The sequence below is a fragment of the Idiomarina seosinensis genome (assembly GCF_003987275.1).
Lineage (GTDB): Bacteria > Pseudomonadota > Gammaproteobacteria > Enterobacterales > Alteromonadaceae > Idiomarina > Idiomarina seosinensis.
This window is the reverse complement of record NZ_PIQF01000001.1, coordinates 910,061-932,153: the sequence shown is the minus strand read 5'-3', so window position 1 is coordinate 932,153 and position 22,093 is coordinate 910,061. Positions and strand designations below refer to the sequence as shown.

19 protein-coding genes and 1 riboswitch are annotated in these 22,093 nt (G+C 46.9%); of the genes, 15 read left to right on the top strand and 4 right to left on the bottom strand.

Annotation, left to right across the window (positions count from 1 at the left end; translation table 11 throughout):
* Positions 1-4 precede the first annotated feature (4 nt).
* Positions 5-439, top strand: coding sequence for a terminus macrodomain insulation protein YfbV (yfbV, locus tag CWI81_RS04430; RefSeq protein WP_126784005.1), 435 nt, complete (start codon positions 5-7; stop codon positions 437-439).
* 24 nt (positions 440-463) lie between these two features.
* On the opposite strand, the gene xthA is transcribed toward yfbV, so the two are convergent.
* Positions 464-1,276: an exodeoxyribonuclease III gene (gene xthA / locus CWI81_RS04425; protein ID WP_126784004.1), complete on the bottom strand. Its 813-nt coding sequence runs from the start codon at positions 1,274-1,276 to the stop codon at positions 464-466.
* 139 nt (positions 1,277-1,415) lie between these two features.
* On the opposite strand from xthA, the gene CWI81_RS04420 reads away from it, so the two are divergent.
* The gene (locus CWI81_RS04420) at positions 1,416-1,739 is read left to right on the top strand and encodes a DUF3392 family protein (protein ID WP_126784003.1); all 324 of its coding nucleotides are present in this window, start codon (positions 1,416-1,418) and stop codon (positions 1,737-1,739) included.
* A 9-nt stretch (positions 1,740-1,748) separates the two neighbouring features.
* Positions 1,749-2,816 (top strand): alpha/beta hydrolase, encoded by a 1,068-nt coding sequence (locus CWI81_RS04415; RefSeq protein WP_126784002.1) that lies wholly within the window; start codon positions 1,749-1,751, stop codon positions 2,814-2,816.
* A gap of 9 nt (positions 2,817-2,825) precedes the next feature.
* Here the strand turns inward: CWI81_RS04415 and CWI81_RS04410 are convergent, their stop codons facing one another.
* Entirely contained in the window at positions 2,826-3,290 is a 465-nt protein-coding gene (locus CWI81_RS04410) for an SEL1-like repeat protein (protein WP_126784001.1), read from the bottom strand.
* A gap of 82 nt (positions 3,291-3,372) precedes the next feature.
* Between CWI81_RS04410 and CWI81_RS04405 the strand changes: the two genes are divergently transcribed.
* From CWI81_RS04405 to CWI81_RS04390, 4 genes are read left to right on the top strand one after another with little or no spacing between them, the layout of a single operon-like run.
* The gene (locus tag CWI81_RS04405) at positions 3,373-5,310 is read left to right on the top strand and encodes a PAS domain-containing hybrid sensor histidine kinase/response regulator (RefSeq protein ID WP_126784000.1); all 1,938 of its coding nucleotides are present in this window, start codon (positions 3,373-3,375) and stop codon (positions 5,308-5,310) included.
* Positions 5,311-5,328: 18 nt separating this feature from the next.
* Positions 5,329-6,159: an AAA family ATPase gene (locus tag CWI81_RS04400; RefSeq protein WP_126783999.1), complete on the top strand. Its 831-nt coding sequence runs from the start codon at positions 5,329-5,331 to the stop codon at positions 6,157-6,159.
* A complete protein-coding gene (locus tag CWI81_RS04395; protein WP_126783998.1) occupies positions 6,149-7,318 on the top strand; it encodes a vWA domain-containing protein in 1,170 nt (389 codons plus the stop codon). The genes CWI81_RS04400 and CWI81_RS04395 overlap by 11 nt, the downstream gene beginning before the upstream one ends.
* The gene (locus CWI81_RS04390) at positions 7,318-8,685 is read left to right on the top strand and encodes a phospholipase D family protein (RefSeq protein WP_126783997.1); all 1,368 of its coding nucleotides are present in this window, start codon (positions 7,318-7,320) and stop codon (positions 8,683-8,685) included. The genes CWI81_RS04395 and CWI81_RS04390 overlap by 1 nt, the downstream gene beginning before the upstream one ends.
* A 2-nt stretch (positions 8,686-8,687) precedes the next feature.
* Here the strand turns inward: CWI81_RS04390 and CWI81_RS04385 are convergent, their stop codons facing one another.
* On the bottom strand, positions 8,688-10,508 hold the full coding sequence (locus tag CWI81_RS04385; protein ID WP_126783996.1) for a DUF885 domain-containing protein: 1,821 nt from the start codon (positions 10,506-10,508) through the stop codon (positions 8,688-8,690).
* Positions 10,508-13,396, bottom strand: coding sequence for a ligand-binding sensor domain-containing diguanylate cyclase (locus CWI81_RS04380; RefSeq protein WP_126783995.1), 2,889 nt, complete (start codon positions 13,394-13,396; stop codon positions 10,508-10,510). Before CWI81_RS04380 ends, CWI81_RS04385 begins: the two co-directional genes overlap by 1 nt.
* Positions 13,397-13,536: 140 nt before the next feature.
* Here CWI81_RS04380 and CWI81_RS04375 point away from each other — a divergent pair, with 140 nt between their 5' ends.
* From CWI81_RS04375 to gloA, 8 genes are all read left to right on the top strand, one after another.
* On the top strand, positions 13,537-14,586 hold the full coding sequence (locus CWI81_RS04375) for an NAD(P)-dependent alcohol dehydrogenase (protein WP_126783994.1): 1,050 nt from the start codon (positions 13,537-13,539) through the stop codon (positions 14,584-14,586).
* A 33-nt stretch (positions 14,587-14,619) separates the two neighbouring features.
* A riboswitch (Lysine riboswitch) is annotated at positions 14,620-14,797 on the top strand.
* 50 nt (positions 14,798-14,847) lie between these two features.
* Entirely contained in the window at positions 14,848-16,203 is a 1,356-nt protein-coding gene (gene lysC / locus CWI81_RS04370; RefSeq protein WP_126783993.1) for a lysine-sensitive aspartokinase 3, read from the top strand.
* 82 nt (positions 16,204-16,285) lie between these two features.
* On the top strand, positions 16,286-17,083 hold the full coding sequence (locus CWI81_RS04365) for an undecaprenyl-diphosphate phosphatase (RefSeq protein ID WP_126783992.1): 798 nt from the start codon (positions 16,286-16,288) through the stop codon (positions 17,081-17,083).
* A gap of 2 nt (positions 17,084-17,085) precedes the next feature.
* A complete protein-coding gene (locus CWI81_RS04360) occupies positions 17,086-17,907 on the top strand; it encodes an ion transporter (protein WP_126783991.1) in 822 nt (273 codons plus the stop codon).
* A 2-nt stretch (positions 17,908-17,909) separates the two neighbouring features.
* Positions 17,910-18,587: a M48 family metallopeptidase gene (locus CWI81_RS04355; protein ID WP_126783990.1), complete on the top strand. Its 678-nt coding sequence runs from the start codon at positions 17,910-17,912 to the stop codon at positions 18,585-18,587.
* The gene (locus CWI81_RS04350) at positions 18,580-19,746 is read left to right on the top strand and encodes an L-lactate dehydrogenase (protein WP_126783989.1); all 1,167 of its coding nucleotides are present in this window, start codon (positions 18,580-18,582) and stop codon (positions 19,744-19,746) included. The genes CWI81_RS04355 and CWI81_RS04350 overlap by 8 nt, the downstream gene beginning before the upstream one ends.
* A 33-nt stretch (positions 19,747-19,779) precedes the next feature.
* Entirely contained in the window at positions 19,780-21,546 is a 1,767-nt protein-coding gene (locus CWI81_RS04345; protein ID WP_126783988.1) for a thiamine pyrophosphate-binding protein, read from the top strand.
* A 44-nt stretch (positions 21,547-21,590) separates the two neighbouring features.
* Positions 21,591-22,031 carry a lactoylglutathione lyase gene (gene gloA, locus CWI81_RS04340; protein WP_126784464.1) on the top strand — a complete coding sequence of 147 codons (441 nt, stop codon included), beginning with the start codon at positions 21,591-21,593 and terminating at the stop codon, positions 22,029-22,031.
* The last annotated feature ends 62 nt before the right edge of the window (positions 22,032-22,093 follow it).

Here is a 22,093-nt window from a genome sequence, read left to right as displayed (position 1 = left end):
GGGCATGCGACGAAATTTTTTGCAGGTTATTAAAGACGGCCGGGATTACGCCAAAGAATGGCCTCATCATTCGGTTACTGCGGGGTTTACAGAGTCACGGGTAATACCGATGACACAGCACGGCGAACGCTGGACACCTGCAATTGCGGTTCTTAACGCCGTTCTGTTTTATCAATTTATGCCGGCGGAGCAATTAGCTCAAGGGGTTTTACTGTCTTTAATTATGTTGTCGTTACCGTTACAAGGTTTGTATTGGCTAGGTTGGCGTGCGAAACAGCCACTATCACCACGGTTAAAGCGATGGTATAAAGAATTACAGGAAAAATTAAAAGCAAGCGGTGAAAATTGCCGTCCGCAAGGGGGACATGGGCCAGATTATTATGATTTGGCGGTAATTATCCGCCGAGCGTTGGATACGCTACCGCCACACGAACACTAACGGTTGTGTGGCGGCCAATAGTCGTTAGCTAACGTTAAAGGTACTCCAGATCGGCGCGTGGTCCGATGGTTTCTCAATACCCCGTAAGTCGTAGTCAATACCTGTGTCGGTACACTGACTGGCAAGACCCTCTGTGGCCAAAATTAAGTCAATACGCAAGCCTCGGTTATCGTCAAAACCGCGCGAACGATAGTCAAACCAGCTGTATTCATTGGTGTTTTCTGGATTATGCTGACGGTAGGTGTCAGTTAAACCCCAATCTAACAAACGGTTCAGCCATTCCCGCTCTTCGGGTAAAAAGCTGCACTTACCGGTACGCAGCCAACGTTTAGCATTCTGCTCACCAATGCCGATATCTAAATCCTGATGAGAAATATTCATGTCTCCCATGATGACCACTGGGTCGTCCGGATTTAACTGGCTTTCTACATAATTCATTAAGTCCTGGTAAAATTTTTCTTTAGCCGGAAACTTAACCGGGTGGTCGCGACTCTCGCCTTGGGGGAAGTAGCCGTTTAGTACTCGAATGCGCTTACCGTCAGGCATTGGGTAATCACCCATAATCATCCGTCGCTGGGCATCTTCGTCGTCAGTTGGAAAACCGAATTGTGGATTTTCCAACGGCTTTTTACTGAGTAAGGCGACACCGTAGTGACCCTTCTGACCGTGGAAAATAACGTGATAACCCATAGCCTCAACATCTGCCAGTGGAAACTGGTCATCGTGAACTTTGGTTTCCTGTAACCCAATCACGTCGGGTTGATGTTTGTCGATTAGCGCCTGAAGTTGATGCAGTCGGGCACGAATTCCATTGATATTAAAAGAAATAAATTTCATAACGGATTTATTAACTGGGTTGCTATAGATAAATCACATAGTAACAGAGTCACTTGGTTGGCGCGATACGCAAGGGGTGCGCAGCTACTGTAAAAATCGTATACTTCGGTTACCAAAAAAATAATGGAATAGGTGAGTTGTGTTGCAGTTGCTGAATGAGCTGGGAATGATGGTACGCCCGCATTTGTATCAGATTGCGATGGCGATTGTCGCGACATTGTTGGTTATATACGGTAACGAGGTCAACCAACTGATCCGGCGACAAATCTCAGGTCTGCATTTTTTGCTGCGTGCATTAATTTTTGTGTTGGTGTGTGCGTTTGGGTATGGCTACTTATTGATTTGGTTTACGCCGTTGCTGGCTTCCTGGTTGCATCTTGTGCCGCTACATTTAATAGGTCCGGCAACGTTGGCTATTTTGCTGACGTTGGGGTTACTTGCTGAACGAAAGAAACAATTATAAAAGGTTCGTATGACTGACTCGTTATTATCAATAAAAGCCGGCGCACAGGCTTACCAGCAAATAAAAGATAACGGCCTGAGTGCTGACGACATTGATTTAATGCTTGGTGCTTCTGGTGGGCCCAAATGGTTTATTTTGCAGGGCATGGACAGGTGGCTATTTGGGGAGTTTTTTCGTCATAAAAAGCAGCCGTTAAATACGTTGGGAACATCAGCCGGGGCCTGGCGCTTTGCATCCTTAGGACAGCCAGATCCGGTTGCTGCCAGTGACTTGTTTGCACAGCTATATAGCACTCAAACCTACAGCGAAAACCCAGACCGTAAAGAGATAACTGACGAGGCACGGAAACTATTAGCCCGGTACGTACCCGATTCGGCGGTAACTTCAATATTAGCGCAGACCAAAGTTCGGCATCACTTTATTGTTGCGCGTTGTTTACGCAGCACCGCCGCAGAGGGTCGCAGACAAATGCTGGGACTGTTGTCGTCGGCGTTAGCGAATTCGGTTAACCGACGGTCTTTGGGGCGTTATTACGAGAGGGTTATGTTTCATCATCCGCAGTCTGACCTGAATTTTTGCCGTCACTGGAATGATTTGCCGACGCGCTTTGTCGGTCTAACGGAACAAAATTTTCAATCCGCGTTATTGGCGACCGGATCAATCCCTTTAGTATTAGAAGGGGTCAAAGATATTCCTGGTGCGCCGCCGGGGGTGTACCGCGACGGTGGAATTACCGATTACCATTTTGATGTTGATTTATCGCAAGTTAATGGGTTAGTACTTTATCCCCACTTTCATTCGGAAGCGATCCCCGGTTGGTTTGATAAGCGCCTTAAGCGCCGGCGCACAACCGGCAAAGATTGGCCGAATGTAGTCTTTATATCTCCCTCCGACGCATTCGTTAAGTCGCTGCCTTATGGAAAAATTCCCGATCGTACCGATTTCCAGAAGTTACCTGCACCGCAACGGATTAGATACTGGCAGCAGGCAATTGAGGCAGGTCAGCGGTTAGCTGACGAGTTACAGTCATTAGTCGAGACTGGAAATATTCGGAAAAGAGTAGAATTGTGGCGCTAGTTAATTGGCTCAATGACTAAAACTGGCATCGCAAAGTTGTTCAAAACGTTCTGCGGCTAAACGGCGAGCGCGATTGATATCGTGCGCGGTAAGCTGATGAGTTAGCTTTGACAAAACTTCGGTGGCTGACTGCTCTCCAGCTTTCTCCGCCAGTGATAGCCAGCAACAGGCATGAAAGGGACTGTGTGGGAGATGTTGGCCTTGCAAAAACATTTGCCCTAAATAAAGCATGGCTTTACCGTGCCCCAATAGTGCCGCCCGACGGAAGTGCTTAGCAGCCTCGAACGGTGTTTGTTTTATTAACTCTGCGGCCTTTACATAGTGGTGTTTGGCATAGCGCTGCCAATATTCCGGGCCTCTAATTTTAGGGTCACTAATCTGTTCTTGCTGAACCAACTGTTGCCTAGCAATAGCGATGAGTTTATCGACTTGCTCGAGCAGTTGGGTCTGCCATTGATTGACATCAGTTGCCATGGTTTTGCGCCATTTACTGTATGTGATTTATTTTTATTGTTAATCTCAGTGTACCTTAACCGAGTGAAGCAGCAAATAGCCAATGACAACAACTTTGTATCCTTATGAACCAGAACCGGTTACCGGCGAAAGTTTAGAAGAACTAATTAACGCCGGTACGGGTCTATCTGTGTTTGTTTGGGAAGACACAGAGCTGTGGCCGGTGCGATATGTTTCGGAAAATGTCAGTTCTGTTTTTGGTTACTCAAAAGAAGAATTTTTACGGCGTGACGTGCACTTTAAATTTCTTATTCATGAAGACGATCACGACCGTGTTAATCAAGAAGTAGAACTACTTAAATCTGGGGAAACGGGCTACCGGCTAACACATCAAGATTATCGGGTTAAGCACAAACAGGGGCATTATGTCTGGGTTACTGACACCACCGTTGTTAAAACCGATCATGAAAATAATGTTTACCTATTATTTGGGTATTTAATTGATATTACCGAACGTAAAGAGCTGGAACTTAGGCTTGAGACGGAACGTAATCGACTGAGCTTACTATTAGATGCGACTCGCCTGGGTACTTGGGAGTGGAATCCACAGACAGGTCGTACTGAATTTAATCAGCGTTGGGCAAATATTTTTGGGTTTGAGCTGGATGAGTTGGAACGAGATATTAAAACCTGGTCAAACCGCGTTCACGAAGAGGATTATCAACGAGTCATTGACGCGCTGACTGATCACTTACAGGGCAGAACGCCATTTTACGAAAGCGAATACCGGATGCTGCACCGCAATGGCCGCTGGATTTATGTGTTAGATCGCGGACGTATCATCGAACGTGACGGTAATGGCGATGTATTGCGCTATGCTGGCACAATTACCGACGTTACAGAGCAAAAGCAAGCAGAACTAGATGCGCGCCGCGCTGCTCATGCAAAAAACGTTTTTCTGGCTAATATGTCCCACGAAATAAGAACTCCTTTGCATGGCATTTTAGGACTGGCGTCGGTGCTTGAGGGAACGGATGTGACGCCATATCAACAGGGTTTGTTGACGACCATTAAAAATAGTGGTGACTATCTGCTGAATACCCTGAATGATCTACTCGATTTAACACGAGCGGAAGAAGGTCAGCTTAAAATAAAACTGGGAACGCACAGCATTGAGCATATATTGCAGCATGTTCGTTTGTTGTTTGAGCAACGTATAAAAGAAAAGTGCCTTAGTTTTTCGTTGCAGGTTGAAGGCGCACTGCCCAAGCAAACAATTACTGACCATTCCCGGCTTATTCAGATCATCAGCAACCTGGTAAGTAATGCCATTAAATTTACCGATGAAGGGCAAATAGCTATTAAAGCACAGTGGCTCGCCGAGAATAAGCGCAAAGGAGAGCTAGAGATTAAGATTATAGACAGTGGTAGCGGGATTCGTGATACGCGGAGAATCTGGCAACTGTTCGAACAGGAAGATGACGGCCTGAATAAATCACAACAGGGCAGCGGACTCGGCTTAGCGATCGTGCGTAATTTAGTACAATTACTTAGTGGCACTATTCAGGTTGATAGCGAGCTCGGTGAGGGATCGTGTTTTACGGTATGCTTACCCATGGCTGTTCATTTCGGCGGGTCGTTAAGTCATCAGCAGCTCGCCGAGTTGCCATTACCGGAACTTCCAACGATGAATATATTGGTAGTCGATGACAATACGATTAACCAAATGATTGTGCGTGAAATGCTGGTAAGTTTAGGCCAGCAGGTAGCTGCAGTAGAGAGCGGTCAACAAGCTCTGGAGCAACTAAGCGCAGAAGTATTTGACGCAATTTTTATGGATCTACACATGCCCGGTATGGACGGTATGCAGACCACTCAACAAATTCGTGCGCTCGAAATTCAGCAACCTTATATTATTGCGCTAACCGCCAATGCGTTTCACGATACACGAAGTCTGGCGTTACAATCGGGAATGGACGACTATCTCACTAAACCCTTTGTAAAAGAGGATTTGGCGCAAGTTTTAAATCGTATTAAGTAACAAACCAAAGGAATTAAAATGGCATTTAGTAGTACTGATAGCTACATCGTATCTGATCAACTGGCGGCGGCCGTGAATGCCGCAGTGACGCTGGAGAAGCCTTTATTGTTAAAGGGTGAGCCAGGTACCGGTAAAACTCGATTAGCTCAGGAGCTTGCGGATTCGTTAGACGCTGATTTGCTGCAATGGTCAATAAAGTCAACGACTAAAGCACAACAAGGGCTCTACGAGTATGATGCGGTGTCGCGTCTGCGTGATAGTCAGCTGGGTAGTGATAAAGTTCACGATATTAGTAATTATATTAAGCCCGGTAAATTGTGGCAGTCGTTTACCGCGAGTAAAAGGCCAGTATTGCTTATCGATGAGATTGATAAAGCGGATATAGAGTTTCCAAATGATCTGCTGCATGAGCTTGATCAAATGGCGTTTCATGTCTACGAAACAGGAGAACACATTGAGGCGCAACAACGGCCGATTGTGATTATTACATCAAATAATGAGAAGGCATTGCCAGATGCTTTTCTGCGTCGTTGTTTTTTCCATTTTATTCAATTTCCTGATGAGCAAACGTTGGCACAGATCGCGCAAGTTCACTTTCCTAACCTGCAGCCGCAGCTGTTAACTGAGGCGCTAGAGTTATTTTTTGACTTGCGGCAAATACCGGGGATGAAGAAAAAGCCGTCAACCTCTGAATTGCTCGACTGGATTCGCTTGTTGGTGGCCGAAGATATTGATGCTGAGCAATTGCGCCAGTCGCGCCAACAGGGCAGTGCGTTACCCTTGACCGGAGCTTTGTTAAAGCACGAACAAGATGTTGAATTAGTCGAACGAGTTCGCCGTGTTAATTGAATTTTTTCAACTACTTAGAAGCCACGGGGTAAAAACCACGATCACTGAGTGGCTCGATTTACTGGAGGCTTTAAGTCGGCGAGTGGTGTTTGCGGATGTCGACGAGTTTTATTACATCAGTCGCTTAATCTTAGTGAAAGATGAGAGTCTCTATGATCGCTTTGACCGCGCCTTCAGCGAATATGTCGAGCGGGTTGCGCAAGTGGATGTAACGGAGAAAATTCCCGCGGACTGGTTAGAAAATGCATTGAAACGAGAACTCAGTGACGAAGAAAAGGAGAAAGTTAAGCAGCTTGGAAGCTTGGATGAATTATTAAAAAGTTTTCACGAACGCTTGCAGGAGCAACAGGAGCGTCACCAGGGAGGCTCTAAATGGATAGGTACCGGCGGTACATCGCCTTATGGCGCCTATGGCTATCATCCTGGCGGTATTCGCATTGGGCAGCAGGGCAATCGCAATCGTAGCGCTGCAAAAGTTTGGGATAAGCGCGAATTTCGTGATTTGGATGAAGACGCGAGCCTGGAACAACGTAGCTATCAGATAGCGCTCCGCAACCTACGTCAATTTGCTCGCACCGGTGCTCCAACTGAGCTTGATATAGAAGGAACTTTAAAAGCGACGGCGCGCCAAGGTGGTTTGTTGGATTTGCAATGGCAGTCGGAACGACATAATGCTGTAAAAATTTTATTGTTATTGGATGTCGGTGGCTCAATGGATGATCATATTTATCAGGTTCAGCAGTTGTTTACAGCGCTAAAAGGCGAATTTCGCCATCTAGAGCTTTATTACTTCCATAATTGTCCATACGAGGGGTTGTGGCGAAGCAATCAGCGTCGACGCACAGAACAGGTACCGACCGAGCAGGTCATCCAAACTTATGGTGATGATTATAAATTAATTGTTGTTGGCGATGCGACTATGGGTCCATACGAAATTGCCTATCCCGGCGGCAGTGTTGAACACTGGAATGAAGAGCCTGGCGAAGTTTGGTTAAAACGCTTGCTTAAAAAGTTTACTAAAGCGGTTTGGCTTAATCCACAGCCGGAGAGATATTGGGGATATTATCATTCAGTGCGGATGATTAACCAATTGATGCAGGGAAGAATGCAACCATTAACGCTAAATGGCTTACAGCAAGCCACGGATACTATCAAGTAATGAAAAGCGCTAAGCTACTGTTACTTGATGGTGCTCACGACAGCTTACTGGAGCGAGTGAGGTTATGTCGTCAGGCGCAGCGCTCGATCAAGTTACAATATTATTTGTGGCGTGATGATATTAGCGGACTGACTTTACTGAACGAGTTGGTTAAGGCGAGCAAACGCGGAGTAAATATCTATTTGTTGTTGGATGACTTTCACAGCAAGACGCTAGAAACTCTGTTGCGCGACATACAACATTTAAGCAATATCAGTATCAAATTATTCAATCCATTAAAGCATCGCCGTATGCGCTGGCTTAACTGGATAACCGACTTTCGACGCTTAAACCGGCGTATGCATAATAAAGCGTTAATTATCGATGACCAGCTCGCCGTTGTCGGCGGACGTAATGTCGGTGACGAATACTTTGGCACCCACGCCGGTGAGCTGTTTTCCGATTTAGACGTGGCAGTGCGAGGCGAAGTGGTTAATTCGATCAGTCATGATTGGCAGAGCTATTGGGACTGTGACTTAGCGGTCGAGTTAAGCAATATTTCGGGTCGGAGCCAAACCGAGACTTTTTTGAACAGCTGGCGTCGCCACCAACTTAGGGACGAGGCTAAGCAATTGCGAGACTATGTGTTAAAAGAGCCGTTAAAAACGCAGCCTTCTGACGAGTCTTGGTTACCGGTTCGAGCGCACTGGGTTAGTGATGACCCGTTGAAAGCGACGATTGATCGAAAGCCACAACGGTTGTTAACACAGCAAATGACGCGCGTATTAGGGCAGGCTAAACGGCAAATACGGATGGTATCACCATACTTTGTTCCGACCAGTAATGGCGTTCGGGAACTCGAACAATTAAGTGATAGTGGTGTCGATATTCAGGTATTAACCAATTCTCTGTCAGCAACCGATGTGCCGGCAGTGCACGCTGGTTACCAACGCAGCAGACGTCGATTGTTGATGGCGGGGATTAAGCTGTATGAGCTGAGGCGGTTGCACGATGACCATCAAGATTCGAAAAAGCTACTGCCGTATTTTCGCCGCTCTGCTTCCAGTCTGCACGCGAAAACCGTGACCGTTGATGGCAAGTTGGTATTCGTGGGCTCATTCAACTTTGATCCCCGTTCAGCGCAAATAAATACGGAAGCTGGACTGGTTATCCAATCACCGAAGTTAGCCGATAAGATTAATGAAATTTTTGAGCATGAGTTACCGCTAAAGAGTTTTCAGCCAAGGTTGAACCGCTTTTATAAACTGTATTGGCTGGATAAAAGTCAGGTGCCTGCTAAACGTTATTATAAAGAACCGGAAGCCGGTTTGGCGCGCCGCATTGTGGTCTGGTTAACGGCGCGCTTGCCGGTGGAGCATTTACTTTAGCGCTAGATGCGCAGATTGATGATCCAACGTTTTACTTTTTGTTGCAACACAATCAGTGGCACAGCACCGTCTTCTAGTACAACCCGGTGGAACGCTTTAATATCAAATTTATCACCCAATTTGCGTTTCGCTTCACGGCGTAATTCAGCAATTTTCAACTGACCAATTTTATAACCCAACGCTTGTCCAGGTAACGCCATAAACCGCTCTGCTTCGGACACAGCCCGGGCTTCAGCAACCGGCGCATTTTGATACATATACTCAAGTACTTGCTGGCGGCTCCAGCCTTTACTGTGAATACCGGTGTCGGTAACCAGCCTAATTGAACGCCATAATTCTGCGGCTAAGGCGCCAAAATGTTGGTAGGGATCATCGTATAAGCCTAATTCCTGGCCCAGTGATTCGGCGTATAGTCCCCAGCCCTCTATGTAGGCCGTTTCACGGCCAAACTTTCTGAATTTAGGTAAGTCGTTTAGCTGTTGCTGAATAGAAATCTGAAAATGATGTCCAGGTGCGGCTTCGTGTAAAAATAACGCTGTCTTGGCCCAAGTCGGGCGAGATGCTAAATCGTAGGTATTCAGATAAAAGACGGCGGGCCGAGAATTATCGGTTGGTGCAGGTTGATAGGAGCCGGAGCTTGCTGATTGCTCGCGGAACTCTTCCACTTTACGAACTTCATAATTGGCTTCAGGGAATATATTAAAGAGCCGTGGAAGACGCTTATCCACTTTACTGCGTAACGACTTATAGTCTTCTATCATGGCTTCACCACTGTCATAGATAAACTGCGTGTCGTTGGTCATAAAGTCAAAAAAATCCTGCAAGTCGCCCTTAAAGTTAATTTTCTCCATAATATCGCGCATTTTATCTTGAATACGGTGAACCTCTGATTTGCCAAGGGCATGAATCTCGCTAGCGGTGAGGCTGGTCGAAGTATTTGCTTCAATTTGGTATTGATACCAGCCTTTGCCTGCTGGCAGTTGCCCAATACCAAATGATTCGGTGCGTGTATGGGGTAAATAATCATTGGCCAGGTAGTTACGCAACTGCTGGTAGGCCGGAATTACTTGCTGACTAATGATTGTTCGGTAGTGCTCGGTTATTTGCTGTTGCTCTCTGTCAGATAGCGTTGCGGGAAGGTCATTAATCGGATGCCAAAAAATACTCTGTTCAACGTCCTCTACAATATGTGCCCCTATTTGCGGGATAGCCTTTTCAATTAGAACTCGAGGTTGCACGATATCCCGTTCTATCCCCTGTTGCATGTTTTCGCGGGCCTGCTCCAACAGTGCGGGGATTTGTTGCATACGGCTCGCCCAATCGCTGTAATCCTGATAATCGGAAAAAGGTTGTGCCGATGTGCCTGAACCAAGCATAGCAAGCTGGTTGGCTAAGTTATAAAATTGATTAATGGGAATTAACTCGGAAGGAAACTGCATACCACGCAGCGCCATTTCCCGATCGCCTTTAAAAATGTTGTAACTGATTCGAGCTGAGTCTGTAAGCGTGGCCGGATCGACCGAATTAATTCTATCAAGGTATTTTTGTTCAAACTGGCGTTTTTTGCGTAAATGTTCTGGCGATAAAAAATTTGGTAATTGGTCGTTATAGCCTTTTTCGCCAATGTAGGTTGCCAGTAACGGATCAAGCTCAAATTGTTCATTAAAATAGTCGGCATAGAGCTGCTGCAATTTGTCACTGGTGGATACCTGAGTTATTGACGAACTGCTTTGACCAGAGCTACCTGAGTTGTTTCCGGCGGTATCACCACAGCTGCCGATAAAGCCAGCTACAGAGAGTGCCACTAGGGCTTTCTTTAGCATTATTTATACTCCGTTCTATTTCGACCATTAGCTTTTGCCTGATAGAGTGCCTGGTCCGCCGCTACCAGTAAGCTACTATGTTCTGCATAGTGTTGATTACTTGCAACGCCAATACTAACGGTTAATTGGCAATCATCCAGTAGCTTGGAAAAATCATGCTGTTCGACCGCGCGACGGATTCGGTCCGCTGCTTCTACCGCGTCTTCAAGGCCTGTATCAGGCATTAGAATGGCAAATTCCTCACCCCCCCAACGTGCTGCATAATCGACTTCTCTTAGCACGCGTCTCAATAATTGAGCAAGTTCGACCAGTACCTGGTCACCAACCGTGTGTAAAAAACGATCGTTAACTTGTTTGAAAAAGTCGATATCTAGTATCGCTAGGGAGAGTGTATGATGGTTCCGTTGGCTCCGTTTTATTTCATGTTGTAAATATTCATCAAAGGCACGCCGGTTACCTAGTCCTGTTAATGGATCCTGGCGTGCAATAGCCTCTAACTCTGTGGTTTTTTCTTTAACCATCAACTCAAGCTGGTGGCGACTTCGGTTTAAAAAACGAATACGAGTGCGAACAATAATAAAAGTAATTAATGCCAGCAGAAAAGCCGATAATACCCAGGTGGTCGGCCGTTGCCAAAAATGCTCTAACCGGGTAAAGGCAAAAGTAGCTGGCTCACTCCAACTACCACCAGGGTAGGAAGCCCGCACTTGAAACAAGTAGTCATTGGCGGGTAAGGAGGTATACTCGGCGGTCGTAACAGACTCTTTATTAACCCACCCCTCATCAAACCCCAATAACCGAACCTGGTAGCGAATATGGTCAGACATAAGGTAGCCAAGGCCTGCATAATCAAAGGTTATCCGTTGAATATCAGCCGGTAATTGTTCGCCATAACTTAATACTTGGCCATCGGCACTAACCTGTGCGATAACCGCTGGCGGCGCAGTTTCGGCCAGCCTTGACATGTTGTGCGGGTCAACCACTGAGGCTCCATTAGCTGTCGCGAACCACACTCGACCGGCACTGCTTTGAAACAAGGATGGGCCACCACTATTTATTTGTGAATTGCTCATCCCGTCCACCTCTGTGTAACGCTGGTATTCGAGCGGTACTGAGGGATCCTTAAGAGTTTTAGTAAAAGCATCATGGGGGATAAAAAGAGCTCCCCGGTTGGAGCCTATCCAAAGGTTTGCTTTGCCGTCAAATGCCACCGACATGAAGTTATCAAATGGTAGTCCAGTATCGCGATTAAAAATTCGCCAGTCGTCGGTACCCTGTTTGTGTGCAATCAGTCCCCGATCGGTGGCTAGCCATAAGTAACCCGACTGCTCCTCAATTTGAAACGCTAGTTGGGCGTCATTGAGTTGCGATAGGTCGACCGCTTCCGCCTGGTACTGAAAGCCATTATCGGTGTGTTGGATATCGATTTTAGCGACACCACTTACAGACCCGGACCAAAGTGTGCCGCTAGAGTCAAACGCTAGAGCAGTGGTGTAATTGTTGTGCAGGCCATGTTTGGTTGTTATAAGACCCAGAGTATCTGCTGTTACATGACTGATACCGGCCGGTCCCCCTAAAAATAATCCGTCGTCATTATTGGATGCAATTTTTCTAACTTCGTTGTCGGGCAAACCATTGGCTTGGTTATAGTGTTTAACGATTTGTTCGCCATCCCATACGAATGCACCCCCGGTATAAGTGCCAATAACTAGCTGTCCGTTATGCTCAGCGAAAGACAGCACTGACTGGTTTTCTAATTCGGTACCAACAGCTACCGGGTGGCTTCCGTTTTTATCAATCCGGGTGATGCCGTTACTGGTGCCTATGTATACGCCGCCTTGCCATTCAAAAATAGCGCGAACGTAATTGCCGGACAGCCCGTGAGCGGTTGTGTAGCTGGTAAATAAAGCATCGCGAAATTGAACTAAGCCGCCGTGGGTCGATACCCAAACACTGCCTTCGTGATCGTGCGTAATATCGAGTACGTGGTTATTCGGTAGCCCGGAGTCGACATCTAGTGACTCCATGTTACCGTCGCGGAAGCGCCACACACCTTGTCGATATGTACCGATCCATAAATCACCTGCTGGTGAATGATGCAGCGAGCTGATACTAGCAGTAAAATCAGGCAGGTAACGGTCAAAGTTAAAGCCTTTCGATTGTCGATACACGCCCTCTTGAGTACCGACCATAATGCGTCCGTCAGGCGCTCGATGAAGTTCACGGATTAACTTAGGCGGGATGCTATCAATGAGTTCAAACTGAGTGTTATTAGCTGCTTTTACGGCCAGGCCAAGGTTTGTTGCCGCCCACAAATTACCATCATCGTCGATTAGGCTTTGGTAGACGGCATTCGATGGTAAACCATTATCAATGGTAAATTCTGCTGTTCTTTGATCGTTTTCATAAAACAGTAAGCCTTGCTCACTGCTGGCAACCCAAAGGTTACATTGTTGGTCAACATTTACCTGGTTTACAAATGGCGGTGCCGCTTTTAATTCAAGCCACTGGCCTTCATCGTAGCGACTAATGCCGCCACGGGCACCAGCAACATAGAGACTGCCGTTGCAGGGGTTAATATCTAGCGTAAATATCCCAATATCGGGCAAGCCAGTAACCCGTAAGTCGTCATAAATGGTAAAGTCGCGGCCGTTAAAACGGGTTGGTCCCTGCCAGGTACCTAACCACAAGTACCCACTTTGATCCTGAACAATTGCATTGACTGAGTTGTGCGGCAAGCCCCGGCGAGTGGTCCAGGTTTCTCGAATAAAGTGCTCAAGTGATTCACCTTGTTGAACTTCGGGTAATGATAGGGAGTGACTGCTAAAAGGTGTTGCTGTAGCAACAATGAAGAGTAAGGCAAAGTAGTGACGTTTTAGCGCAGGCATTGTCGAGTATTCCGCTTTTAGTTGAACCGTCCGAATTTTATCTTAAGTGGTTGCCAGTAACGATGCAATTAATGTTACAAAAGGATCTAAAAGAGGCTAATACCAGTATTGAAATAACATCCAGTAAAAGGAGCACTACTATGGTTAAAGCGTACGCTGCGCAGTCGGAAAACTCTGGCTTAGCGCAACACGGTATCGAGCGGAGAACATTGCGAAGCGACGATGTGGCGATTGAAATAGATTACTGTGGTGTTTGTCATACCGATATTCACTATGTTGAGAACGATTGGGGTGGCACTATTTATCCAGTGGTACCCGGGCATGAGATCGTTGGCCGAGTAACGGCAGTCGGTGACAAGGTGACGCAGTACAAAGAAGGCGATGTGGTGGGGGTTGGCTGTTTGGTTGACTCCTGTCGGCAGTGTTCGGCCTGTGATCAGGGGCTTGAGCAATACTGCCTTAACGGTATGGTGCCTACTTATAATGGTGAAGACCTGCATGATGGTAGTGTCACATATGGTGGCTACTCAGAAAGCATTGTGGTTAGCGACCGGTTTGTGGTTAAAGTGCCTGATGCGCTGGATGCCGCTAAGGCAGCTCCATTGCTATGCGCCGGCATTACCACCTATTCGCCATTACGCCACTACGGCGTCAAAAAAGGCGACAAAGTCGGTGTTATTGGTATGGGTGGCCTCGGTCATATGGGCGTTAAATTCGCGAAAGCTTTGGGTGCCGAAGTGACTATTTTCACGCGTTCGGAGGCGAAGGTAAAAGAAGCCAAAAAACAGGGCGCTGATCACGTTGTTATTTCAACCGATCAAGAACAAATGCAGGCGGTCGCGGAAACATTTGACTTTATGCTGGATACCGTCCCGGTGAAGCATGATTTAAACCCGTATCTGAATTGTCTTAAATACGACGGTACACACATTATCGTTGGTTTACTGGAACCTGTTGAGCCAGCACTTGAAGCTGGTGCGTTGGTGTTGAAGCGCAGAGTTCTTGCTGGCTCGTTAATTGGCGGTTTGCCAGAAACTCAGGAGATGCTGGACTTCTGTGCTGAGCATGATATCCACTGTGATGTCGAAATGCTGGATATCGAGAATATTAACGAAGCCTATCAGCGCATGAAAAAAGGCGATGTGAAATACCGTTTTGTTATTGACATGCAAAGCCTAAAGCAATCCTAGTATTGAATCGATCCACCTAGTTGTGGTCTACTAAACTCTGGAAGAGGTGCGAGTCTCAGATAACTTAGTAATTTTCCTTTTTAAAAAGGACCTACCACAGGACTAAGTGAGGGGAGAGCTCGCCGAGGTGTTAGCACATGGTATGGCTGATATCGGCTGTAGGGTTTGAATACCCGCAGTTGTCACCGGTAGGTGGAGAGCTTCTGGAGTCTATCCTTATCAAGCTCTCTGAACGTAGTCGTAGTAGGTTCAGGGGATCTCATGTTACCCATTCAAGTTAATAAGTTCGGTGGCACCAGTATGGCTGACGCCGATGCTATTAAATCATGTGTCAGTGTCATCGAACGTCAGCCACAGCCAACGATGGTGGTGGTAAGTGCCTGTGCTGGTGTTACTAACCGGCTGGTAGCTATTAGTCAATCTCAAGCGCAGGTTGAGCGCCAGCGTTTGCTCGACGAAATAATAGTGATTCATCAAGGTATTGCTGAGCAACTTCCCGCTTCTTCAGCTAGTTGTCATCAGCGTCTACAGTCTTTACATGAACAACTGACTGAGCTGGCAGCAGCGCCTTTACCACAACAGCCATCTGAAATTAGTCGTCGACGAGATTTAATACTTAGTTTTGGTGAGCGCTGCTCGAGTGAGTTATTTACTGCGTTTTGGCGTTCGCATAGCGCAGCAGTAGAGATTGTCGATGCTCGCGATATTTTAGTTACTGATAGTTACCACGGTAATGCAACCCCTGACTTATCCGCTACCAAAGAGCGGTGCAAAAGCCTGTCAAGCTTGCTGCAGGAGGGCGTAGGTATAGTGACTCAAGGTTTTATTGGTGCTGACTTACAGGGTTACACGACAACGTTAGGCCGAGGTGGAAGTGATTATAGCGCCGCATTGTTTGCGGCTGCGCTCACTGCTGAGCAGTTAAATATCTGGACCGATGTTGCTGGCATATATACCACTGACCCGCGTATTTGCAGTGACGCTCAGCCGCTGCAGCAAATAAGTTTTGCTGAAGCCGCTGAGCTTGCGACGTTCGGCGCGAAAGTATTACATCCCAAGAGTCTTAAGCCCGCAATCGAACATGGCATAGCGGTTTTTGTTGGACACAGCAGACACCCTGAAAAGGGAGGGACTTTAGTTGTCCCAGAACCAACAACTCGACCTTCTATCAGAGCTCTGGCGAGGCGCCGTCATCAAACCTTGTTAACCGTCAATAGCATAGATATGTTGCATGCTACTGGCTTTTTAGCGCGGCTATTCGACGTATTGGCGCGTTATAACATTAGTGTGGACCTGGTAACCACTTCGGAAGTGAGTATTGCTCTGACGTTAGACGAGGATGGTAGCCGAGCTAATGGTCAATCGTTGCTGCCAGAACCTATGCTGGAAGAGCTGCGACAGTTTGCAACGATTGAGATTGAACAAGGACTCACGCTCATTGCCGTTATTGGCAATGACATTGGCCACTACGGTGATATTTCTCCAAAAGTATTACAAGCAGCGTCGCCTGATCCGGTGCGGATGATCTGCCAGGGAGCCAGCCGCCATAACTTGTGTTTTTTAGTGGCTGATAGCGGCGCTGAACGGATTATTAAAAATCTACACGCAAAGCTATGACGTGACTGGCTAAATCGGTCTATAATGCACGGCAATTTTTCCCGTTTGAATAACAATTAACGCAGAATAAGCGAGTCGTGCAATGGATTTATGGCAAGCCATCATACTAGGGATTGTGCAGGGCATTACTGAGTTTCTTCCGATTTCCAGCTCCGCCCATCTAATTCTGATGCCAGCTGTTACCGGGTGGAGTGATCAGGGCGTGGGCTTTGACTTGTCAGTTCATGTTGGCACCTTACTGGCGGTCATCATGTATTTTCGGAAAGACGTCACTGCACTACTGACCGATGGCATCCGTTCAATACCGGCCGGACAGAATGTTGGTCACAGTAAATTGGGGTGGATGGTCGTTATTGCGACGATTCCAGCCTGTGCAGCTGGCGTTTTTCTGTTGGATTACATTGACACTGTGTTACGAGCAGTATGGGTAATTATTACAACTACCGTGGTGTATGCGGTGTTACTTGCAATTGCTGATAAATGGGGGCGAGGCCAACGTCAACTCACCAATATTGGTTTATTAGATGCCGTGATTGTTGGTTTCGCGCAGGCATTAGCATTGGTGCCTGGTACCTCACGCTCGGGTGCGACTATCACCGCTGGCTTATTTATGGGCCTGAACCGCGAAACCGCGTCCAAGTTTTCATTTTACATGGCAATTCCAATTACGCTCGGCGCCGCATTAATCAAGCTGTTAAGTATTGCTAGTGATAATGTCGCGGTCGATTGGAACGGCTTTTTGATTGGTGGGATAGCATCGTTTGTTACTGCAATAACGGCTATTCATTTTTTCTTAAAGTGGCTCAATGACTTTGGCATGTGGCCTTATGTTATTTATCGGTTGGTACTTGCTGCAGTGTTGTATTGGGTGTTCGTCTAACTATGTATGAGAACTTAAAACAACGACTATTTTCGCTTAAGAATAACCGGTTGTTCGAATTTGCGGTTATTTCGGTGATTATTATTTCTGCATTAGAAATTGGCGCTAAGACCTACGAGCTGCCTGGTCTTACTAATCAGCTGTTGTTGGGACTGGACTGGTTCATCACGGTATTTTTTGTGGTTGAGATCACTATTCGGTATATAGCGGACCAGGATAAGAAAAACTTTTTTAAAGATGGCTGGAATGTGTTCGACACTTTAGTCGTTGTGGTCAGTTTAATTCCAGTCAACGACTCAGAGTTAGCGTTACTTGCGCGGTTGGTGCGAATCTTCCGTGTGCTTCGTATGATCTCTATCATTCCAGAGTTGCGCACGTTAATTACTTCGTTGTTAAAAGCATTGCCACAGATGGGCTATGTGGTGTTGCTGATGTTTATCATTTTCTACATCTATGCCGCTGTCGGTAGCTATTTGTTCGCTGAGATAAACCCATTTCTGTGGGATAACATTGCCACCTCAATGTTGACCTTATTCCGGGTAATGACGTTTGAAGATTGGACCGACATTCAGTATGAAACTATGGAAGTTTATCCCTGGAGTTGGTTTTACTATATGACCTTTATTTTCCTAACCGCTTTTGCCTTCTTAAATATGGTAATCGGCATTGTGGTTAATGTTATGGACAAGGAAAGCCGGCGCGAGGCGGAAGAGCTAAAACAACAACTGGAAGCAGAACAAGGTGAGCAAGTAACGCTTGAAGATTTACAGCAAGAAATAAAAGAGTTAAAACAGTTACTACAGACACAGCAGCCGAAAGGTTAAACATGCAAGTAGGTGGCCACTCGGTGGAAATTACGCGTAAGCGTATTAAACACCTGTACTTAAGAGTTAAGGCGCCGGGCACAGTGCAAGTTTCAGCCCCCAAGCATTGGCCTATGCTATACGTGCGGTCACTGGTCAAAGCGCGACAGAATTGGATAGAACAACAACTCGACAAGCTGGCGCAACAGCCAACGATGTTAGCCCCGTCCTATGAGGAGGGAGCTACTATCTATTTTACTGGTAAAGCGTATCAGCTACGCGCAGTCGCCACATCTCAGCGCGCGATGGTATCAATAAACGATCCACACATTACCCTGCAACTAAAACAGCCTACCGATCTAGTTGCCCGTGAACGGCTACTGGATAAATGGTACCGGCAGCAATTAAAGCAACGTATTGAACAACTATTGGATTACTGGCAACCCATTATGCGCGTTGCAGCTAGTGATTTTGGTGTGCGAAAAATGAAGACGCGCTGGGGAAGCTGTAATATCCGCAGCAAAAAAATTTGGCTAAACTTTGATTTGATCAAAAAGGCACCAGAAAGCCTCGAATACGTTGTGGTGCATGAGCTGACTCACCTATACGAACGTTATCATAACCAACGTTTTTACCGCTTAATGGATGAGTTTTTGCCCGACTGGCAAGCTCGTAAACATAGTCTTAACCATCATGAGTAAATTAATTGAACCTGCGACGACTGCCGATTATCGCAATTTGGCCAAAAAGCGACTACCGCAGCAAATTTTTGATTACTTAGACGGCGGCTCTTACCAGGAGCAAACGCGCTTTGCGAATGAACATGCTTTTACAGCAGTTCAGCTAAAACAGCGCGTGCTGAGAGACGTCAGTAGCGTTAATTTGAATACGACACTGCAGGGGCAGTTATTTTCGATGCCGCTTGCTCTTGGACCCGTTGGCTTGGCAGGACTAATGGCGCGCCGCGGAGAAACCTTGGCGCAGCGTGCTGCAGTTAAGCAGGGCGTCAGTTTTTGCGCATCGACGGTATCTCTCTGCGGAATTGAAGAAGTCGCTGCTGCGGATAATTCGAGGGCCCCCTGGTTTCAGCTGTACGTGATGAAAGATCGTGATTATGTGTTGCGATTACTGCAACGTGCGGAGCAAACCGGTGTGACCACGCTGGTAGTGACCGTAGATTTAGCTGTTTTGGGAAGCCGCTATCGCGACGTTCGTAATGGCTTTGATGGGGTTCAGACGTTGGCCAAGCGCTGGGCCCGAGTAAAGGACTTGGTGAGCCACCCGGCTTGGGTTATCGATGTTGCAGTCAAAGGTAAACCCTTGGTGTTTGGCAATTTAAACGAAGCCGTTCCGGATGCCCGGAGTTTGCCACAATTTAAGAGCTGGGTTGACGCACAGTTTGATGCGTCGGTTAGCTGGGATGACTTAATCTGGTTAAAGCACAACTGGTCCGGCAAGCTGTTAGTCAAAGGCATTATGGATAGTGAGGATGCACAGCAAGCCGCTAAGTTGGGTGCCGATGGCATTATCGTATCCAATCATGGTGGACGTCAGCTGGATGGAGTAAAGCCAACCTTGGAAAAGCTGCCTGAAATTCGTGCCGCTGTTGCAGGTACTAGCTCAGACTCATTTGAAATTTGGATGGATGGTGGGGTTAATAGTGGACTGGACGTTGTTAAGTCGCTGGCGCTTGGCGCTGATGGTTGCTTACTAGGCCGCGCATGGGCGTTCGCGCTGGCTGCTCAGGGTGAACAGGGTGTGGTAAAGTTGTTACAACGTATTGAGAATGAAATGAGAGTTGCCCTGGCATTAATGGGGGAAACTGATATTAATCAGATTGGACCTGACAACCTAGAATAGCAGGCGCACTTTAACCGATAACCGGAGTCGACGATGAAAAAGAATGCCGCAGAATTAACGGTCTTTGCCCTCGAGCAACTGGGGATCCGGCATACTTTCGGTATTCCTGGAGTGCACAACACTGAGCTCTACGACGCGCTGAACAGTAGTGAACAGATTGAACCAATATTGGTCACCCATGAGGGTGGCGCCGCATTTATGGCCGATGGTGTCAGTCGTGCCGCTAAACAACATGCCCAGCAGAATAGTGAGATCGGCGTTTTGGCGATTGTACCGGCGGCTGGTTTCACTCATGCTGCCAGCGGCATTGGTGAAGCATTCCTGGATGGTATACCAATGCTGGTTATTACCGGTGGTACCCGCACCGACACCGGTAATCGCTATCAATTACACGGTGTTGATCAACTTGAGTTAGCTAAACCAATTACCAAAGCGGCTTACCGGATAGAGCACCAGGATGACGTGATAGACACGATCTATCGGGCTTACCAACAAGCGACCGAGGGCAAACCCGGACCGGTACTGATTGAAATACCGGTTAACCTGCAGCTTTTTACCGATACAGTGAGCAAGCCACTTACTTATCAAAACTATTTAGATCGGCAGCCGTTAAAGGAGCCGCGGGAACTGCCTGAACTGACTGCAAAAGCGGTGGAGCTATTAGTCAATGCTAAGCGGCCCGGATTGTTTGTTGGTTGGGGGGCTCGAGGTGCTAAGAAACAATTGATTAACTTAGCTGATAAGCTACAAATTCCGGTCACGACTACGTTACAAGGCCTTTCTTCTTTTCCACACACACACCCGCTGCACGCTGGATTTGGTTTTAGTCCATCAGCAGTACCTGCGGCGCAATATGCGTTTAAGGACTGTGACGTGCTGCTTGCTATTGGTACGCGTTTTTCCGAAATACCAACGGGTAGCTTTAGCGCAGTAGTGCCGGACAACCTAATTCACGTTGATATTGATGGCTCAGTGTTTAATCAAAATTACGTGGCTAAACTGGCAATTGGCGCCGATGCGGAAGACTTTCTGGATGAGTTGCTGGCGCAGTTGAAGGATATCCCGGCGCGAAATGAAAATAAGGAGCTGATTAGTGGTATCGAAAAGCGCAAGTCCGACTATCATCAACAGTGGTTAGAACATGACAGCGGGGAAAGGGTAAATCCAGCGCGCTTCTTTAATCAGCTGCGACAGAAAATGGATGATGACGCGATTACGGTGCTGGATGATGGTAATCACACCTTTTTGACGGCGGAGTTATATCCGTTAGCAGAACCCGCCATACTGTTAACACCAACCGATTATAACGCGATGGGCTACGCTGTTCCTGCGGCGATTGGGGCTAAGTTTGCACAACCTGACAAACAGGTATTTGCGATCGTTGGTGATGGTTGCTTCATGATGACCTGCATGGAAATTTTAACGGCCGCCAGTAATAAATTGGGTGTCATGTATTTTGTGTTTAATGACGGCGAGCTGTCTCAAATAGCTCAAGCCCAACAAATGCCCTATAACCGTAAACCCTGTACTCAAATTGGCCAGGCTGATTTTGAAGGGGTAGCGCAAGCGACGGGCGCAGGCTATGTAGAAATTAAAGATGATTCCTCTATTAGTGACGGAATAACAGAGGCGTTGAAGATATCTGCGGAGGACCGCCCAGTTATTGTGAATGTTGCGATCGACTATAGCAAACAGACTGCCTTTACTTCTGGTACTACAAAATCAACGTTTAAACGTTTTCCGCTAAGTCAGCGTATACGCATTGGTACCCGAGCGGTGATGCGCAAACTGCGAGGTTAAAGGAATTTAGATCAAAAAAACTGTGAAAAGTTAAGGAGTAAATGATGCGGTATCTTCACACCATGGTACGGGTGCAAAACCTGGAGCAGTCGTTGCATTTTTATTGTGATCTATTGGGTCTTAAAGAAATGTATCGTAAAGACAACGAGAAAGGTCGCTTTACTCTAGTTTTTCTGGCTGCTCCGGACGATGTAGATCACGCGGAAAAGAATAAATCGCCGATGCTGGAACTGACTTACAATTGGGATCCTGAGACCTATGATGGCGGGCGTAATTTTGGTCATCTGGCATTTCGAGTAGAAGACATTTATCAGCTTTGCCAACATCTAAAAGACCATGGCGTGACGATCAACCGCCCGCCAAGAGATGGTCACATGGCGTTTGTGCGTTCGCCGGATAATATCTCGATTGAACTATTGCAGGAGGGCGAGCACCTAGCGCCACAAGAGCCTTGGGCGTCAATGGAAAATACCGGTGAATGGTAATTCAGGCCCGGAACCTGTATAATCTGCGCCACAAAATAGCAAACAAGTTATCAAGTTTTTAC

Excerpts from the sequence above, each read along its gene's own strand:
- CWI81_RS04390 (WP_126783997.1), top strand. The coding sequence starts at position 7,318 with ATGAAAAGCGCTAAGCTACTGTTACTTGATGGTGCTCACGACAGCTTA.
- CWI81_RS04415 (WP_126784002.1), top strand. The coding sequence starts at position 1,749 with ATGACTGACTCGTTATTATCAATAAAAGCCGGCGCACAGGCTTACCAG.
- CWI81_RS04350 (WP_126783989.1), top strand. The coding sequence starts at position 18,580 with ATGAGTAAATTAATTGAACCTGCGACGACTGCCGATTATCGCAATTTG.
- CWI81_RS04400 (WP_126783999.1), top strand. The coding sequence starts at position 5,329 with ATGGCATTTAGTAGTACTGATAGCTACATCGTATCTGATCAACTGGCG.
- CWI81_RS04380 (WP_126783995.1), bottom strand. The coding sequence starts at position 13,396 with ATGCCTGCGCTAAAACGTCACTACTTTGCCTTACTCTTCATTGTTGCT.
- gloA (WP_126784464.1), top strand. The coding sequence starts at position 21,591 with ATGCGGTATCTTCACACCATGGTACGGGTGCAAAACCTGGAGCAGTCG.
- CWI81_RS04365 (WP_126783992.1), top strand. The coding sequence starts at position 16,286 with ATGGATTTATGGCAAGCCATCATACTAGGGATTGTGCAGGGCATTACT.
- lysC (WP_126783993.1), top strand. The coding sequence starts at position 14,848 with ATGTTACCCATTCAAGTTAATAAGTTCGGTGGCACCAGTATGGCTGAC.
- CWI81_RS04345 (WP_126783988.1), top strand. The coding sequence starts at position 19,780 with ATGAAAAAGAATGCCGCAGAATTAACGGTCTTTGCCCTCGAGCAACTG.
- xthA (WP_126784004.1), bottom strand. The coding sequence starts at position 1,276 with ATGAAATTTATTTCTTTTAATATCAATGGAATTCGTGCCCGACTGCAT.
- CWI81_RS04405 (WP_126784000.1), top strand. The coding sequence starts at position 3,373 with ATGACAACAACTTTGTATCCTTATGAACCAGAACCGGTTACCGGCGAA.
- yfbV (WP_126784005.1), top strand. The coding sequence starts at position 5 with ATGCGACGAAATTTTTTGCAGGTTATTAAAGACGGCCGGGATTACGCC.
- CWI81_RS04385 (WP_126783996.1), bottom strand. The coding sequence starts at position 10,508 with ATGCTAAAGAAAGCCCTAGTGGCACTCTCTGTAGCTGGCTTTATCGGC.
- CWI81_RS04360 (WP_126783991.1), top strand. The coding sequence starts at position 17,086 with ATGTATGAGAACTTAAAACAACGACTATTTTCGCTTAAGAATAACCGG.
- CWI81_RS04375 (WP_126783994.1), top strand. The coding sequence starts at position 13,537 with ATGGTTAAAGCGTACGCTGCGCAGTCGGAAAACTCTGGCTTAGCGCAA.
- CWI81_RS04410 (WP_126784001.1), bottom strand. The coding sequence starts at position 3,290 with ATGGCAACTGATGTCAATCAATGGCAGACCCAACTGCTCGAGCAAGTC.
- CWI81_RS04355 (WP_126783990.1), top strand. The coding sequence starts at position 17,910 with ATGCAAGTAGGTGGCCACTCGGTGGAAATTACGCGTAAGCGTATTAAA.